Origin of the sequence: Actinokineospora spheciospongiae (assembly GCF_000564855.1) — a bacterium.
Lineage (GTDB): Bacteria > Actinomycetota > Actinomycetes > Mycobacteriales > Pseudonocardiaceae > Actinokineospora > Actinokineospora spheciospongiae.
The window spans coordinates 1-15,304 of sequence record NZ_AYXG01000056.1 but is presented as its reverse complement, the minus strand read 5'-3'; the positions used below and the strand labels follow the sequence as shown (position 1 = coordinate 15,304).

At 71.7% G+C, this 15,304-nt stretch carries 11 protein-coding genes; 6 read left to right on the top strand and 5 right to left on the bottom strand.

Annotated features, from left to right (window positions below; all coding sequences use genetic code 11):
• Window positions 1-29: 29 nt before the first annotated feature.
• A complete protein-coding gene (locus UO65_RS07670; protein ID WP_035280046.1) occupies window positions 30-3,146 on the bottom strand; it encodes an efflux RND transporter permease subunit in 3,117 nt (1,038 codons plus the stop codon).
• 120 nt (window positions 3,147-3,266) lie between these two features.
• On the bottom strand, window positions 3,267-4,421 hold the full coding sequence (locus UO65_RS07665; RefSeq protein ID WP_052020879.1) for a YihY/virulence factor BrkB family protein: 1,155 nt from the start codon (window positions 4,419-4,421) through the stop codon (window positions 3,267-3,269).
• A 212-nt stretch (window positions 4,422-4,633) separates the two neighbouring features.
• On the opposite strand from UO65_RS07665, the gene UO65_RS07660 reads away from it, so the two are divergent.
• The 5 genes from UO65_RS07660 (at window position 4,634) to UO65_RS07640 (ending at window position 11,324) form a co-directional block, all read left to right on the top strand.
• Window positions 4,634-6,382 (top strand): DEAD/DEAH box helicase, encoded by a 1,749-nt coding sequence (locus UO65_RS07660; RefSeq protein WP_035280045.1) that lies wholly within the window; start codon window positions 4,634-4,636, stop codon window positions 6,380-6,382.
• Between the two features lie 325 nt (window positions 6,383-6,707).
• On the top strand, window positions 6,708-7,832 hold the full coding sequence (locus UO65_RS07655) for a sugar ABC transporter substrate-binding protein (protein ID WP_035280044.1): 1,125 nt from the start codon (window positions 6,708-6,710) through the stop codon (window positions 7,830-7,832).
• 82 nt (window positions 7,833-7,914) lie between these two features.
• Complete coding sequence (locus tag UO65_RS07650) at window positions 7,915-8,688, top strand: ATP-binding cassette domain-containing protein (RefSeq protein ID WP_035280042.1); 774 nt, start codon at window positions 7,915-7,917, stop codon at window positions 8,686-8,688.
• Between the two features lie 16 nt (window positions 8,689-8,704).
• A complete protein-coding gene (locus UO65_RS07645; RefSeq protein ID WP_035280041.1) occupies window positions 8,705-10,132 on the top strand; it encodes a sugar ABC transporter permease in 1,428 nt (475 codons plus the stop codon).
• A 58-nt stretch (window positions 10,133-10,190) separates the two neighbouring features.
• Entirely contained in the window at window positions 10,191-11,324 is a 1,134-nt protein-coding gene (locus UO65_RS07640) for an ROK family protein (protein WP_035280040.1), read from the top strand.
• A gap of 144 nt (window positions 11,325-11,468) precedes the next feature.
• On the opposite strand, the gene UO65_RS07635 is transcribed toward UO65_RS07640, so the two are convergent.
• The 3 genes from UO65_RS07635 to ppgK form a co-directional block, all read right to left on the bottom strand.
• Window positions 11,469-11,654, bottom strand: a complete 186-nt coding sequence (locus UO65_RS07635; RefSeq protein WP_035280038.1) for a DUF7455 domain-containing protein — start codon at window positions 11,652-11,654, stop codon at window positions 11,469-11,471.
• A 362-nt stretch (window positions 11,655-12,016) separates the two neighbouring features.
• Window positions 12,017-13,339 carry an RNA polymerase sigma factor gene (locus UO65_RS07630; RefSeq protein ID WP_035280037.1) on the bottom strand — a complete coding sequence of 441 codons (1,323 nt, stop codon included), beginning with the start codon at window positions 13,337-13,339 and terminating at the stop codon, window positions 12,017-12,019.
• Between the two features lie 187 nt (window positions 13,340-13,526).
• The gene (gene ppgK / locus UO65_RS07625; RefSeq protein ID WP_035280036.1) at window positions 13,527-14,288 is read right to left on the bottom strand and encodes a polyphosphate--glucose phosphotransferase; all 762 of its coding nucleotides are present in this window, start codon (window positions 14,286-14,288) and stop codon (window positions 13,527-13,529) included.
• Window positions 14,289-14,370: 82 nt separating this feature from the next.
• Here ppgK and UO65_RS07620 point away from each other — a divergent pair, with 82 nt between their 5' ends.
• Window positions 14,371-15,171, top strand: coding sequence for an inositol monophosphatase family protein (locus UO65_RS07620; RefSeq protein WP_035280035.1), 801 nt, complete (start codon window positions 14,371-14,373; stop codon window positions 15,169-15,171).
• Window positions 15,172-15,304: the final 133 nt, after the last annotated feature.

Below are 15,304 nucleotides of genomic sequence, written 5' to 3'. Positions count from 1 at the left end.
CGCGCGCGGGGCCCTTCGCCGTCCGGGGGTCAGGCGGAGCTGGTGGCGGGCTCCGGCGACGGTTCGGCCGGGGCCTGCGGCGGCGGGGACTTCTTCGCCCGCCTGCGCTCCTTGAGGTTCTCGACCACCGTGTAGAGGGTCGGCACCAGGACCAGGGTCAGCACGGTCGAGCTGATCAGCCCGCCGATGACCACGATGGCCAGCGGCTTGCCGATGAACCCGCCCTCCCCGGTGACGCCCAGCGCCATCGGGACCAGGGCGAAGATGGTCGCCGCGGCGGTCATCAGGATGGGCCGCAGCCTGCGGCGACCGCCCTCCACGACCGCGTCCACGACGGACATGCCGTCGGCCCGGTACTGGTTGACCAGGTCGATCAGCACGATCGCGTTGGTGACCACGATGCCCACCAGCATCAGCATCCCGATCAGCGACGGCAGACCGAGCGGGGTGCCGGTGGCCAGCAGCAGGCCGATCGCGCCGGTGGCGGCGAACGGGATGGACACCAGCAGGATCAGCGGCTGCACCAGGCTGCGGAACGTGGCCACCATGATCATGAAGACGATCGCGATGGCCGCCAGCATGGCCAGCCCGAGGTCCTGGAACGTCGAGGCCTGGTCGGCGCTGACGCCACCGATCTCGTACTCCGCGCCCCCGGTGAGGGTGGTCGCGTCCAGCCGGGCGGTCAGGTCGGCGGTGACCGCGCCCAGGTCGGCGCCGGTGGCCTTGGCCGAGACGGTGGTGCTGCGCTCGCCCCCGGTGCGCCGGACCTGGGTCGGACCGTCGACTGTGGACACCTGCGCCACCTCGCCCAGGGTGACCACGCCGCCCGCGCCGGGCAGCGGGAGGGCGCGCAGCGCGTCGACGTCACCGGGCGCGGTCCCGGTGCGCAGCACGACCTGCTGCCGGGTGCCGCCGATCGCCAACTCCGCGACCGGGGTGCCGCGCAGCGCCTGGGTGGCGAACTGGGCGACGGTCTGCGTGCTCAGCCCGCGCGCCGCGGCGGCCCGCTGGTCGACGAGCACCTGCACCCGGGGCGCGCTGACCGCGAGGTCGTTGCTGACCTCGGCCAGCCCCGGGGTCTCCGAGACGACCCGCTGCACGGCGTCCGCGGCGGTCTTGAGCGACGCCGCGTCCGGGGCGGTGACGACGACCTGCACGGTGTCGGAGGCGAACCCGGCCGCCGCCGCGCCGAACTTGACCGTGCCGCTGCCGGGCACGTCCGCCAGCCGCTCGGTCAGCCGGTCCTGCAACGCGGTCAGGTCGGTGCCCTCGCGGACGGTGGCGTTGGCCGAGGTGGCCCCGGTGCCACCGAGCCCGAAGGCCGCGAACTGCTGGTCGCCGCCGACGGTCACCTGGTAGGTCTCGACCTCCTCGGCCTCACCGAGCACGGTCTCCAGCTTGCGCGCCGCCTCGTCGCGGGCGGCCAGGCTCGCGCCGGGCGGCAGCTCCTGGGTCAGCCGCAGGGCCGTGTTGCCGGACTGGTCGAGGAAGTTGGTCGTCAACTGACCGGCCAGCACCCCCGTGCCGATGAAGATCAGCACGGCCACCAGCACCGTCGTCCCGCGCTTGCGGGTGGCGAACCGCAGCACCGGGACGTAGGCGCGTTGCAGCGGGCTCCTGCGCTCCTTGGCGATCGCGGCCTCGCGGGCGGCCTCGGCCGCGGCGGCGTCGGCGGGGACCGCGGGCGGCTTGAGGAACCAGTACGCCACCACCGGCACCACCGTCAGCGACACGACCAGCGAGGCCAGCAGCGCCACCGTCACGGTGATCGAGAACGGCCCGAACAGCTCACCGGCGATGCCGCCGACGAACGCGATCGGCAGGAACACCGCCACCGTGGTCAGCGTCGACGCGGTCACCGCGCCCGCCACCTCCCGGGTGCCGTCGAGCACCGCCCGCTGCTTGGGTTCGCCGTAACCCAGGTGCCGCTTGATGTTCTCCAGCACCACGATCGAGTCGTCGACGACCCGGCCGATGGCGATGGTCAGCGCGCCCAGCGTCAGCAGGTTCAGCGACAGGTCGCCGATCCACAGCGCCAGCAGCGCCACCAGCACCGACAGCGGGATCGACACCGCCGTCACCAGCGTCGAGCGCAGCGACAGCAGGAACAGCAGGATCACCACCACCGCGAACAGCAGCCCCAGCAGCCCCTCGGTGGTCAGGCCGCTGATCGCCTTCCGCACCTGCGGCCCCTGGTCGGAGACGACGGTGAGCTTCGTGTCCGCCGAACGGCCCAGCTCGTCGAGCTTGCCGCGCACGGCCTGGGAGATGTCCACCGCGTTGCCGTCGGCGGTCATGGTCATCGACACGCCGAGGGTGGCCTGCCCGTCGGTGCGGGTGATCGCGGTCGGGGCGGCCAGGCCCTGCTCGACGGTGGCGATGTCGGCCAACCGCACCGGGCCCGCGCGGCCGGGGATGGTCAGCGCGCGCAGGTCGTCCACCGACCCCAGCGGGCCGCCCACCTGCACCGACAGCGTGTTGTCGCCCTCGCTGAGGGTTCCAGCGGGCGTCGAGCGGCCCGCGGCGGCGAGGGCGGCGGTCAACGCCGTCGGCTCCACCCCGGCCGCGGCCAGCCTCGCGTAGTCGAGGGTCACGGTGACCGTCTGCTCCCGGGCGCCGGTCAGCGACACCTCCCGCACACCGGGGATCTCCTCCAGGCCGGGCAGCACCTCCGCGCGCAGCCGGGCCGCCGTGGCGGCCTCGTCGGCGCCCACCGTGGCGGCCAGCGTGACGACCGGGATGTCGTCGGTGCTGCCCTGCGCGACGGTCGGCTCCACGTCCTGCGGAAGCTGCGGGCGCAGCCGGTTGACCGCCTGCTGGATCTGCGCGACCCCGTTGTCCAGGTCGGTGCCGTAGACGAACTGCACCTGCACCGTCGCCGAGCCCTCGGCGGAGCGGGTGGTGACCTGCTCGACGCCGGGGATGCCCCGGGCCGCCGCCGCGATCGGCTCGGCGATCTCGCTGTCGACCACGTCGGGCGAGGCACCCGGGTAGGGCGCGACGACCACCGCGGCGGGCAGTTGGATGGACGGGAAGAGCTGTTGGCGCAGCGACGGCAGGGCGATGACGCCGAACCCGATGACCAGCAGGCTGAGCAACCCCACCAGTCCCCGGTTGCTCAGGCTCAGTCTTGCCAGCACGGACATGGCTGTGTGTGTCCCCTCGGTGTGACCCCGGTGAAACCCCGGTGGCACCGCTGCCCGCGCGGGGTGGCGTCAGCCTGGCACACCGAACCTGAGAGCCGTTCCGGTCCACCGGGAACTCCGTCAGGGAGAGGGCTCACCCCGGGTGGGCGACGCCCGGCGCAACCCGTTCTCCTTGGTGCCCAAGGGTTCCGGTCCGTCCACAGTGCCGGCGGGAGGTTGGGCCGACCCGTCCACTGAGTCGGGTCCCCGGGTGCCGTTCCCGGCCGGGGCGTCCGGGTCCTCGTCGTGCCAGGCCCGGGCGCTCTCCTCGGAGTGGATCTGCCCGGCGGCCCGCTCCAGTTCCAGCCGCTGCCAGCGCCGCCGCTCCCGCCGGGTCATCCGCGCGGGCCACAGCTCCTGGATGGCGGAGTTGAAGTAGGCGCCGATCACCACCGCGAGCCCGATGAAGTAGGCGAACAGCAGGAACGCGATCGGGGTGGCCAGCGCGCCGTAGGTGTAGCCGGTGGAGGTGATGGCGCCGATGTAGAACCGCAGGCCGATGCTGGAGAAGATGAAGAACACCATCGCCAGCAGCGCGCCGGGGACCCCGCGGTGCCAGGGCAGCTTCCGCGGCAGGGCCAGCTTGTAGAGCGTGGCCAGCGCCAGCACGATCAGCAGCCCGATCGCCGGGTAGTAGGTGAACGACAGGTAAGCGACGATCGTCGGCCGCCAGGACACCGGGAACAGGTTCGGCAACAGGTCCGGTCCCAGCGCCAGCACCGGCAGCCCCACGATCAGCAGCACCAGGCTGGCCATGTAGATCAGCAGCGAGAAGATCCGCTGCCACACCTCGTTGCGCACCCCGTACTGGTCGTGCGCCACGGTGATCGCGTCGACGAACGACGACATCGCCGACGAGCCCGCCCACAGCGAGATGAGGAAGCCGATCGAGACGATCTCGCCGCGCCCGACGGTGAGGATGTCGTTGACCGTGGGCTCGATGATCTGCGTCACCACGTTGCCGCTGAACGCGGTGCGGGAGATGTCGATGATGCTGGCCTGCACCGATTGGATGACGTCGCGGCCGAACCACTCCGCCACGTAACCGAGGCTGCCCAGCAGTCCCAGCAGCAGCGGCGGCAGCGACAGGACCTGCCAGAACGCCGACTCCGCCGCCTCGGAGAAGATGTTCCCGCCCCACGCCTTGCCCAGGGTGCGCTTGACCAGCCGCCACGGTCCCCGGCGCCGCTGGGGCGCGCCGTCGCGGCCGGTCGGGTGTCCGGACAGCGGGTTCATCGCGCCCAGCATGGCTCATCAGTGGTGATCCGGCCGCACGGCCCGGGCGATCGTTACCCGCGTGTCGCGTCAGGCGGCGATCACCGACGGGGGCCGGGTAGTCTCACGGACGCCCTCACACCGGGACCGACCGCCGCGCACCGCCGCCCGGCGCGAGCCGATTGAGGGCGTTCGCATGTGCGCCGAGTGGCTGGAAGGAGCTGGGGCATCCCGTGACCCGGGCCGAGGTTGAACCGGACACCCAGGAACAGCGGACCCCGCCCGCCCGACCGCTGCGGGCCTGGCAGCGCCGCGCGCTGACGATGTACCTCACCCGCAGGCCCAAGGACTTCCTCGCGGTGGCGACGCCGGGCGCGGGCAAGACGGTCTTCGGGCTGCGGGTCGCCGCCGAGCTGCTCGCCGACCGCACGGTCGAGCGGATCACCGTCGTCGCCCCGACCGAGCACCTCAAGCACCAGTGGGCGGCCTCGGCCGCGGCGGCGGGCATCCCGATCGACCCGAACTTCACCAACTCGATGGGCCAGACCTCCAGCGACTACCTGGGCGTCGCGGTCACCTACGCGCAGGTCGCCGCGCACCCCGCGCTGCACCGGGTGCGCACCGAGCAGCGCAAGACGCTGGTGGTCCTCGACGAGATCCACCACGGCGGCGACGCCAAGAGCTGGGGCGACGCGGTCCGCGAGGCGTTCACCCCGGCGACCAGGCGGCTGGCGCTGACCGGGACCCCGTTCCGCTCCGACGACTCGCCGATCCCGTTCATCCAGTACGAGCCGGACGGCGCGGGCTTCCAGCGCTCCAAGGCCGACCACACCTACGGCTACTCCGACGCGCTGCGCGACGGCGTGGTCCGGCCGGTGATCTTCCTGGCCTACTCCGGCGAGGCGAGCTGGCGCACCAGCGCGGGCGAGGAGTTCTCCGCCCGCCTCGGCGAGCCGCTGACCGCCGAGCAGACCGCCCGGGCCTGGCGCACGGCGCTGGACCCGTCGGGGGAGTGGATTCCGTCGGTGCTGGGCGCGGCGAACGTGCGGCTGACCCAGTTGCGCGAGGGCGGCATCCCGGACGCTGGCGGGCTGGTCATCGCCTCCGACCACGTCACCGCCAAGGCCTACGCCAAGATCCTGCACACCATGACCGGCGAGGAACCGGCCCTGGTGCTCTCCGACGACCCGAAGGCGTCGGGCCGCATCCAGGAGTTCTCCGACGGCACCGCCCGCTGGCTGGTCGCGGTCCGGATGGTCAGCGAGGGCGTCGACGTGCCCCGGCTGGCCGTGGGCGTCTACGCCACCAGCGCCTCGACGCCGCTGTTCTTCGCCCAGGCCATCGGCCGCTACGTGCGCGCCCGGCGCCCGGGGGAGACCGCGAGCATCTTCCTGCCGTCGGTGCCGGTGCTGCTCGACCTGGCCAGCGAGCTGGAGGCCGAGCGCGACCACGTCCTGGGCAAGCCGCACCGGGAGGAGGAGGGCTGGGCCGACGGCCTGCTCGCCGACGCCAACCGCACCAAGGACGAACCGGGCGAGGAGGAGAAGGCGTTCACGTCCCTGGGCGCCTCGGCGGAGCTGGACCAGGTCATCTTCGACGGCTCCTCGTTCGGCACCTCGGCGTTCTCCGGCTCCGACGAGGAGCAGGAGTACCTCGGCCTGCCCGGCCTGCTCGAACCCGACCAGGTCCGCGCCCTGCTCAAGCAGCGCCAGGACGACCAGCTCCAGGCCCGCTCGCGCAGGGCGGCGGAGGAGGCGGCCAAGCCCAGGGAGGTCCCGGTCGCCCGCCCGCAGTCGGTGCAGGAACGCCTGGCGACGCTGCGCAAGGAGCTCAACGCCCTGGTCGGCATGGCCCACCACCGCACCGGCAAGCCGCACGGCATGATCCACGGCGAGCTGCGCCGCACCTGCGGCGGCCCGCCCACCGCGATGGCCACCGTGGAGCAACTGGAAGAGCGCATCGCCACCCTGCGCTCCTGGTAGCGGCCCCGCTCGACCCCCGCGGCGGACACCGCCCGCGCCCCGGATCGACTCGGTGACCTGCGGGAGCGGTCCGATGAGCGGATGCCCCGGTGTGCGCGCCTACGCGCGGCGCCCGATCGGACGCGATCCGTGCACCCGACCGGACGCATTGCGCGCAGATGTCCACTCCGTTGCCAAACCGTGTCCCACCGAATGGACCTGAATCGAGTCAGTCCGGTTTCCGACGTCGGTCGAACGGCATATGTTGTGGCCCACAACATTTGGAACGGTCAGCTCGCCCCGGGTCCAGGCGGCACCGTCCAGCGGCATCGAAAGGGACATCGTGATGCGCAGCAAGACTCTGGCATTCCTGGCCGCGGGGCTGGGTACGGCCCTGACCCTGACGGCGTGCGGGGCCAACCAGGCCGCCCCGCCCGCTTCCGGCGGGTCCAGCGACACCGCGAGCAGCGGCCCGGGCATCCCGGTCGGCGTGATCCTGCCGGAAACCGCGACGTCCGCCCGCTGGGAGGGCTTCGACAAGCCCATGCTGGAAGCGGCGATGAAGGCCAAGGGCCTCGAACCCGACATCCAGAACGCCCAGGGCGACGTGCAGAAGTTCACCACCCTCGCGGACGGCATGATCAGCCAGGGCGTCAAGGTCCTGGTCATCGCCTCGATCAACTCCGAGGTCGGCACCGCGGTGGCGGCCAAGGCCAAGGCCCGCGGCATCCCCACCATCGACTACGACCGCCTCAACCTCGGCGGCAGCTCCGACTACTACGTGTCCTTCGACAACGTGAAGGTCGGCGAACTCCAGGGCCAGGGCCTGGCCGACGCACTCAAGGACAAGCCGGGCGCGCAGGTCATCGAGATCGAGGGCGCCCCGACCGACAACAACGCGACCCTGTTCTACAACGGCCAGCAGAACGTCCTCAAGCCGCTGTACGAGGCGGGCACGCTCAAGCTGGTGCAGAAGCAGGCCATCGACGGGTGGGACAACCAGAAGGGCGGCACCACCTTCGAGCAGATCCTGACCGGCAACGGCGGCAAGGTCGACGGCGTCGTGGCCGCCAACGACGGCCTCGCCGGTGCGGTGATCACCGTGCTGCGCAAGAACGGCCTCAACGGCAAGGTCCCGGTGACCGGCCAGGACGCCACCGCGGACGGCCTGATGGCGATCCTGCGCGGCGACCAGTACATGACCGTGTTCAAGCCGATCAAGGAGGAGGCGGAGAACACCGCCTCCCTGGCCGCCCTGCTGGCCAAGGGCGACACCGCGGGCGCCGACGCGCTGGCCAAGCAGAGCAGCGACGACACCAAGGCCAACCGCAAGGTGAAGTCGGTGCTGCTGGAGCCGAAGCTGACCACCAAGGACACCGTCAAGGAGGTCGTGACGCAGGGCTACGTGAAGGCGTCGGAGATCTGCGGCGGCGACCTCGCCCCGGTCTGCTCGCAGCTCGGCATCAGCTGACCGAAGTCCTCCGCCCCCGGCGCGGCGCGTCTCCCCCCACGCGCCGGGCCGGGGGCGGTCCTTCCCCGTAGGAGATCGCGCCATGAGCGAACCCATTCTGGAGATCACCGGGCTCAACAAGAGCTTCGGACCCGTCCACGTGCTGCACGACGTGGACTTCACCGTGCGCGCCGGTGAGGTCACCGCGCTCGTCGGCGACAACGGCGCGGGCAAGTCGACCCTGGTCAAGTGCGTGGCGGGCATCCACCCGACCGACTCCGGGCAGGTGTCCTTCAACGGCAGGCCGGTGACGATCAACGGCCCGCGCGACGCCGCCGACCTGGGCATCGAGGTCGTCTACCAGGACCTCGCGCTGGCCGACAACCTCGACATCGTGCAGAACATGTTCCTCGGCCGCGAGCGCGGCAGCGCCTGGATGCTCGACGAGGCCAGCATGGAGAAAGCCGCCCGCGACACCCTGGCCTCGCTGTCGGTGCGCACGGTCAAGTCGGTGCGCACCCCGGTCTCCTCGCTGTCGGGCGGGCAGCGGCAGACCGTGGCCATCGCCAAGTCGGTGCTGTGGGAGAGCAAGGTCGTGCTGCTCGACGAGCCGACCGCCGCGCTCGGCGTCGCCCAGACCCGGCAGGTGCTCGACCTGGTGCGCAGGCTGGCCGAGCAGGGCCTGGGTGTGGTGCTGATCAGCCACAACATGGCCGACGTGTTCGAGGTGGCCGACCGGATCGCCACCCTCTACCTGGGCCGCATGGTCGCCCAGGTGCCGACCAGGGACGTCACGCACGGCCAGGTCGTCGAGCTGATCACCGCGGGCCGATCCGGAGACCTCGGGCTGGCCCGCCCCGAGTCCGCGACAGTCTGATCACCGAGGCACACCAATGACTGAAACCCCAGCCACCGAGAAGACCGACACCGGCGGCGCCATCTCCGACTTCGGCATCGACACCACCACCCAGTCCAGCGGCGAGGCGCTGCGCGACTACTTCGCGCGGCTGCGCGGCGGCGAGCTGGGCTCGCTGCCCGCCGTGCTCGGCCTGGCCGTGATGGTGCTGGTGTTCTGGGTGCTGTCCGACAGCTTCCTCACCCTGGACAACACCGCGAACCTGCTCGCCCAGGGCGCGGGCAAGATGATCATCGCCATGGGGCTGGTGTTCGTCCTGCTGCTCGGCGAGATCGACCTGTCCGCGGGCACCGCCTCCGGTGTGGCCGCGGCGGTGATGGCCATGCACTACGTGCGCTCGGGCAACCTGCTCGGCGGCATGGGCTCCACCGTGTTCTACGTGTTCGTCGCGGGCCTGGTCGTCGCCGCGGGCCTGGCACTGTTCATGCGCATCTGGGCGGGCGCGGTCATGGCGGGCATCGCCATCGTCATCGCCATGATCGGCGCGGCGCCGAACCCGTGGATCGAGATGCTGCTCGCGATCTGCGTCGGCACCGCGATCGGCGTGGTCACCGGCTTCCTGGTCTCCAAGATCGGCATGCCGTCGTTCGTGGTGACCCTGGCGCTGTTCATCACCTGGCAGGGCGTCATCCTCCAGTTCATCGGCGACGGCGGCGTGTTCGGCATCGGCACCCAGCCGGTGCTGTTCTCCGTCGCCAACGGCAACCTGCCCGTGCTCGGCAGCTGGGTCCTGTTCGTCGTCGCGGCGGGCGGCTACGCCGCGGTCGTGCTCGGCGAGCACTTCAGCAGGCTCAAGCGCGGCCTGGTCACCATGCCGACGCCGCTGGTGCTGGCCAAGGTCGGCGCGGTCGCGCTCGTCTCCGCGGTGGCCACCTTCGCGCTGACGCTCAACCGCTCGCCCAACGAGTCCGTCGTCATCGAGGGCGTCCCGTACGTGGTGCCGATCGTGCTCGTGGTGCTGGTCATCGGCACCTACGTGCTCAACCGCACCCGCTACGGCCGCCACATCTACGCCGTCGGCGGCAACGCCGAGGCGGCTCGGCGCGCGGGCATCAACGTGGGCAAGATCCGGGCCAGCGTGTTCGTCGTCACCTCCTCCCTGGCGGCCCTGGGTGCGATCGTGTACTCGTCGAAGGTCGGCTCGGTCGACCCGCAGGCCGGTGGCCTCAACACCCTGCTGTTCGCGGTCGGCGCGGCCGTCATCGGCGGCACGTCGCTGTTCGGCGGGCGGGGCAAGGTGTTCCACGCGGTGGTCGGCGGTCTGGTGCTGGCGGTCGTGGAGAACGGCCTCGGCCTGCTCAAGCAGCCCGCCGCCGTGGTCAACATCGTCACCGGCCTCGTACTGTTGCTGGCGGCCACCGTCGACGCCCTCTCGCGCAGGCGCGCGGCGGTCTCCACCAGGTAGGCAACCGGAAGGCAGGCACGTGACCAGCACGCCCACGGCGGGAGCCCGTCCCGACGAGGTGCGCAGGCACAACCGGACCGCGCTGCTGCGCAGGCTGCACGTGGCGGGCCCCACCACCCGGGCGTCCCTGGCGACGGAACTGGGGCTCAACCGCAGCACCATCAAGGCACTGGTCGACGGGCTGGCGGAGTCCGGGGTGGTCGAGGAACGACTGCCCCGGGCCCGCTCCGGCGCGGGCAGGCCGTCGCTGCTGGTCCTCCCGCAGGCGCACGCGGCGGTGGTCGTGGCGGTCGACATCCGGGTGGAGCAGGTGGCGATCGCCCTGGTCGGCCTGGGCGGGGAGATGCTCGGCCGCAACAGTTGGAACCTGCACGGCCGCGCCAGCGAACCGGACGAGGTCATCACCCACGTCATCGAGTCCACCCAGGTCCTCGCCGCCGAACTGGGCGTGCGGATGGTCGGGGCCGGCGTGTCGGTCCCGGGCGTCGTCCGCCGCTCCGACGGCTTCGTCCACGAGGCCCCGAACCTCCAGTGGACCAACGTCCCCCTCGGCGACCGCCTCGGCGGCGCCCTCTCGGTCCCCATCCGCATCGCCAACGACGCGGAGATCGCCGCCCTCGCCGAACACCTCCGCGGCGCCGCCCGCGGCTCCCTCGACGCCGTCTACGTCTCCGCCGACGTGGGCGTCGGCGGCGGCGTCATCTCCGACGGCTCGGCCCTGCGCGGCACCGCCGGGTACGTCGGCGAACTCGGCCACATGGTGGTCAACCCGCGCGGTCGCCCCTGCTACTGCGGCAGCCGGGGCTGCTGGGAGACCGAGGTGGGCGAACTGGCCCTGTGCCGCGCCCTCAAGCTCCCGGAGGGCACCCCGCGCGGCGCGGTCGTCGCCGAACTGCGCTCCCTGACCACCCCCGAGCGGATCACCGCCGTCCTGGGCGACTTCCGCGAGTTCCTGACCATCGGCCTGGTCAACATCGTCAACGTGTTCGGCCCGGAACTGGTCGTCCTGGGCGACCTGTTCACCGCCCTGCCCCCGACGCTGATCTCCGCCGTGGGCGCCGAGGTCAGCCGCCGCTCCCTGGTGAGCCGGGCAGTGGGCGGAACCCGCGTCCTCACCTCGGCAATGGGCTCGGACGTCAAGCTGATCGGCGCCGCCGAACTCGCCTTCGAACCGGTCCTCGACATGGTCTGAACCCCCGCGTCCGGGGCCCCAGCTCGCCCACACGCCTCCCGGCGGCGCTTCGAGACCCCGGGACACTGGTTCGTCGGTCGGACAACGAGGAGGGCCGGCACCCCGCAGCGGGATACCGGCCCTCGTCGTGTTCAGGCGCGACTGTCAGCCCTTCTGGAGCTCAGCCGCCAGCTCGCGCAAACGGTCCTCGTGCGCCCGAGCGTGGTGGCCGCAGAACAGGAGCTCTCCTCCGGAGGAAAGTACGGCGCGAACCTGAGCGGCCGCGCCGCACCGGTCGCAGCGGTCGGCAGCGGTCAGCTCGGGGCGGGTGAGCGTCGTAGTCGTCGTCATGGGAGTTCTCCCTCCGTCCCGGCACCGGGTGGACCCGGTGCCCTCATCGGCTGCGGTCACGGAGGCGGAAACTCCGCCGTGGTCGCACTTCCTACTCTTACAGACGTTTGGGCCCCCGGCAGTGTTCCCGTTTCCAGAGTTAAAGCCGGTAACCCGGGTTTTACTCGCGACCGTGGTCCAAAAAGGCCCTGGAGCTGGGCCTACGTCGGGCAAACGGAACCTGAATCCCCGATGATCTGAGATCCTGTTCACCACGGGCGAACGCCCCCGACGACCACATCCTGGACTTGATCGGCCGAACGGGGCATTTCACGCGAAGAAGCCGCCCCCATCGGGAGCGGCTTCTTCCGGTCGACCCGGGTTTACTCCAGGTAGTCGCGCAGGACCTGCGAGCGCGACGGGTGGCGCAGCTTCGACATGGTCTTGGACTCGATCTGGCGGATGCGCTCGCGGGTGACCCCGTAGACCTGGCCGATCTCGTCCAGGGTGCGCGGCTGGCCGTCGGTGAGGCCGAAGCGGAGGCGGACGACGCCCGCCTCGCGCTCGGACAGGGTGGCCAGGACCGACTGGAGCTGGTCCTGCAGGAGCGTGAACGACACCGCGTCCACCGCGACCACGGCCTCGGAGTCCTCGATGAAGTCACCGAGCTGGCTGTCGCCCTCGTCGCCGATGGTCTGGTCCAGGGAGATGGGTTCCCGGGCGTACTGCTGGATCTCCAGCACCTTCTCCGGGGTGATGTCCATCTCCTTGGCGAGCTCCTCCGGGGTGGGCTCGCGGCCCAGGTCCTGGAGCAGTTCGCGCTGGATGCGGCCGAGCTTGTTGATGACCTCGACCATGTGCACCGGGATGCGGATGGTGCGGGCCTGGTCGGCCATGGCGCGGGTGATCGCCTGGCGAATCCACCAGGTGGCGTACGTGGAGAACTTGTAGCCCTTGGTGTAGTCGAACTTCTCCACCGCGCGGATCAGACCGAGGTTGCCCTCCTGGATCAGGTCCAGGAACGCCATGCCGCGGCCGGTGTAGCGCTTGGCCAGCGACACCACGAGGCGCAGGTTGGCCTCGAGCAGGTGGTTCTTGGCCCGCTCGCCGTCGCGCACGATCCAGCGGAGGTCGCGGCGCATCTGCGGCTGGAGCTTCTCGTTCTCGTCCTCGGACTTGCGCACGCGCTCGGCGGCGTAGAGCCCGGCCTCGATGCGCTTGGCGAGTTCGACCTCCTCCTCGGCGTTGAGGAGGGCGACCTTGCCGATCTGCTTGAGGTAGGCGCGGACCGAGTCGGCGGAGGCGGTGAGCTCGGCGTCCTTGCGGGCCTGCCGCAGCGCCTCGGACTCCTCCTCGTCCCAGACGAAGTCGCCGTCCTTGGTCTCCTTGCCGCCGGTGTCCTTCTCCTCCGGCTCCTCCACGGCCTCCTCGACCGGGTCGACCTCGACCTCTTCGAGGTCGGCGAGGTCGGGGGCGTCCTCGTCCGGCTCCTCGCCGTCGGGACCGTCCCCGGCCTTCTTGGGACCGGCCTTGGCCGCGGTCTTCTTCGGCGCGCGCGGGGCCTTGGCCCCGGCGGCCTTCCGCGCCGTCGTCTTGGTCCCGTTCACGCCCGTCGGCTCTTCGCCCTCTGCCGGTGCGCTCTTGGTCGTCTTGGCGGCGCTAGCCGACGCGGTGGAGCGTCGGGTTGCGGTTCGTGCGGCTGCCACGTACGCCCTTTCACAACTGTCCATCACGGCTGCGTCCGAGTGTGGAAACGCCTGGTCACTGCCGGAGTTCGGGGGAGTGCCCGGTGGGCTTCTCAGCCGCGGGCCTGTTCCATTGTAGCGACGGGCGGCGTGTCCCGAGGACACGCCAAGCCCGAAATGTGCTCGTGCACCCGCTCAGGGGGCGGTTTCAGGGGTTGGCCCCCGCCGCGGCGGCCACCGCCGCCCCCACGATGCCCGCGTCGTTGCGCAGTTCGGCGGCCACGACCTTGGTCCGTACGTCGAGCAGCGGCAGCCACTTGTCGGCCTTCTTGCTCACCCCGCCGCCCGCGATGATGAGGTCCGGCCAGATCAGGTTCTCCAGGCCGTGGACGTAGCGGGTCACCCGCTTGGCCCACTGCTCCCAGGACAGGTCCTCCTCCTCCTTGGCCGAGGCCGCCGCGCGCGTCTCCGCGTCGTGGCCGTCGATCTCAAGGTGGCCGAACTCGGTGTTCGGGATGAGCTTGCCGTCGAGGAACAGCGCGCTGCCGATGCCGGTGCCGAAGGTCAGCAGCACCACCACACCGGTCTGGTCGTGCGGCTGGCCGTAGCGGACCTCGGCGATGCCCGCCGCGTCCGCGTCGTTGAGCACGGTCACCTGGTCCGCGGGCAGGCCGAGGCGGCCCGCGAACAGCGCGGCGGCGTCGGTGCCGATCCAGCTCTTGTCGATGTTGGCCGCCGAGTGCGCCACCCCGCGCTTGACCACCGACGGCAGGGTGACCCCGACCGGCCCGGTCCACCCGAAGTCCTTCACGATCGAGGCGACCACCTCCGACACCGCCTCCGGCGTCGACGGGGTCGGGGTGGGAATCCTGATCCGCTCGCCCTCGAGCTTGCCCCCGTCGAGGTCCACCACGCATCCCTTGATGCCGGAACCGCCGATGTCCACTCCGAAGCCGCGGGCTGCACCCATCCCCGGTTCCTTTCAAATTCGATTCAGTGGCCGTCGAGCGGTGACATTAGCCGTCCGGTCCCGGCTGTGGTCGGATGGACGGGTGGGCACCTCCGAACGCGACCTCGCCGAGATCGCCGAGACCGTGGCCGTGGCCGCCGCGGCGCTGGCCGAGTCGACGCGGGCCGCGGCGATCCGCGACGTCGACACCAAGAGCACCCGCACCGACGTGGTCACCGCGGGCGACCGGGCCGCCGAGGACCTGGTCCGGGCCCGGCTGGCCGAGCTGCGACCGGGCGACGCGGTGCTGGGCGAGGAGGGCGGCGGGGCGGCCGGACCGGGCCTGACCTGGGTCGTCGACCCCATCGACGGAACGGTGAACTACCTCTACGGCTACCCCTGGTACGCGGTGTCGCTGGCCGCACAGGTCGACGGGGTGTCGGTCGCCGGGGCGGTCGTGGAGCCGGTCAGCGGCAGGCGCTGGACCGCCGCCCGCGGGCACGGCGCCTGGCTCGACGGGCGCAGGCTGCGGGTCTCCGAACCCGCGGGGCTCGACGTGTCGCTGATCGCCACCGGGTTCTCCTACTCGGCGCAGCGCCGCCGCGACCACGCCGCGGTGGTCGCCCGGCTGCTGGGCCGGGTGCGCGACATCCGGCGGGCGGGGGCGGCGTCGCTGGACCTGTGCGCGGTCGCGGCGGGGTGGGTGGACGGGTACTGCGAGCGCGGGCTCTCCCGGTGGGACTGGGCGGCGGGGGCGCTGGTCGCGGAGGAGGCGGGTGCGGTGGTGTCGCTGCCGGGGGAGGCGCCTGAGCTGGGGGCGGACGCGGTGTTCGCGTGCGCGCCTGCCGTGGCGGGGGAGTTGCGGGCGGCGCTGGTGGAGTGCGGGATCGGCGGGTACGAGTAGCGGCTGGGTGTCTACGCGGGGCGTGCTGCGTGCTCGCGGGTCAGCCGTGGGTTTCAGGGCCCGGTCTTTGTGTGGGTGCGCCCGGCTGGGTGGATGTGTTTGGCCGGGGCCCCTATGGCGATCATGTGCTCCA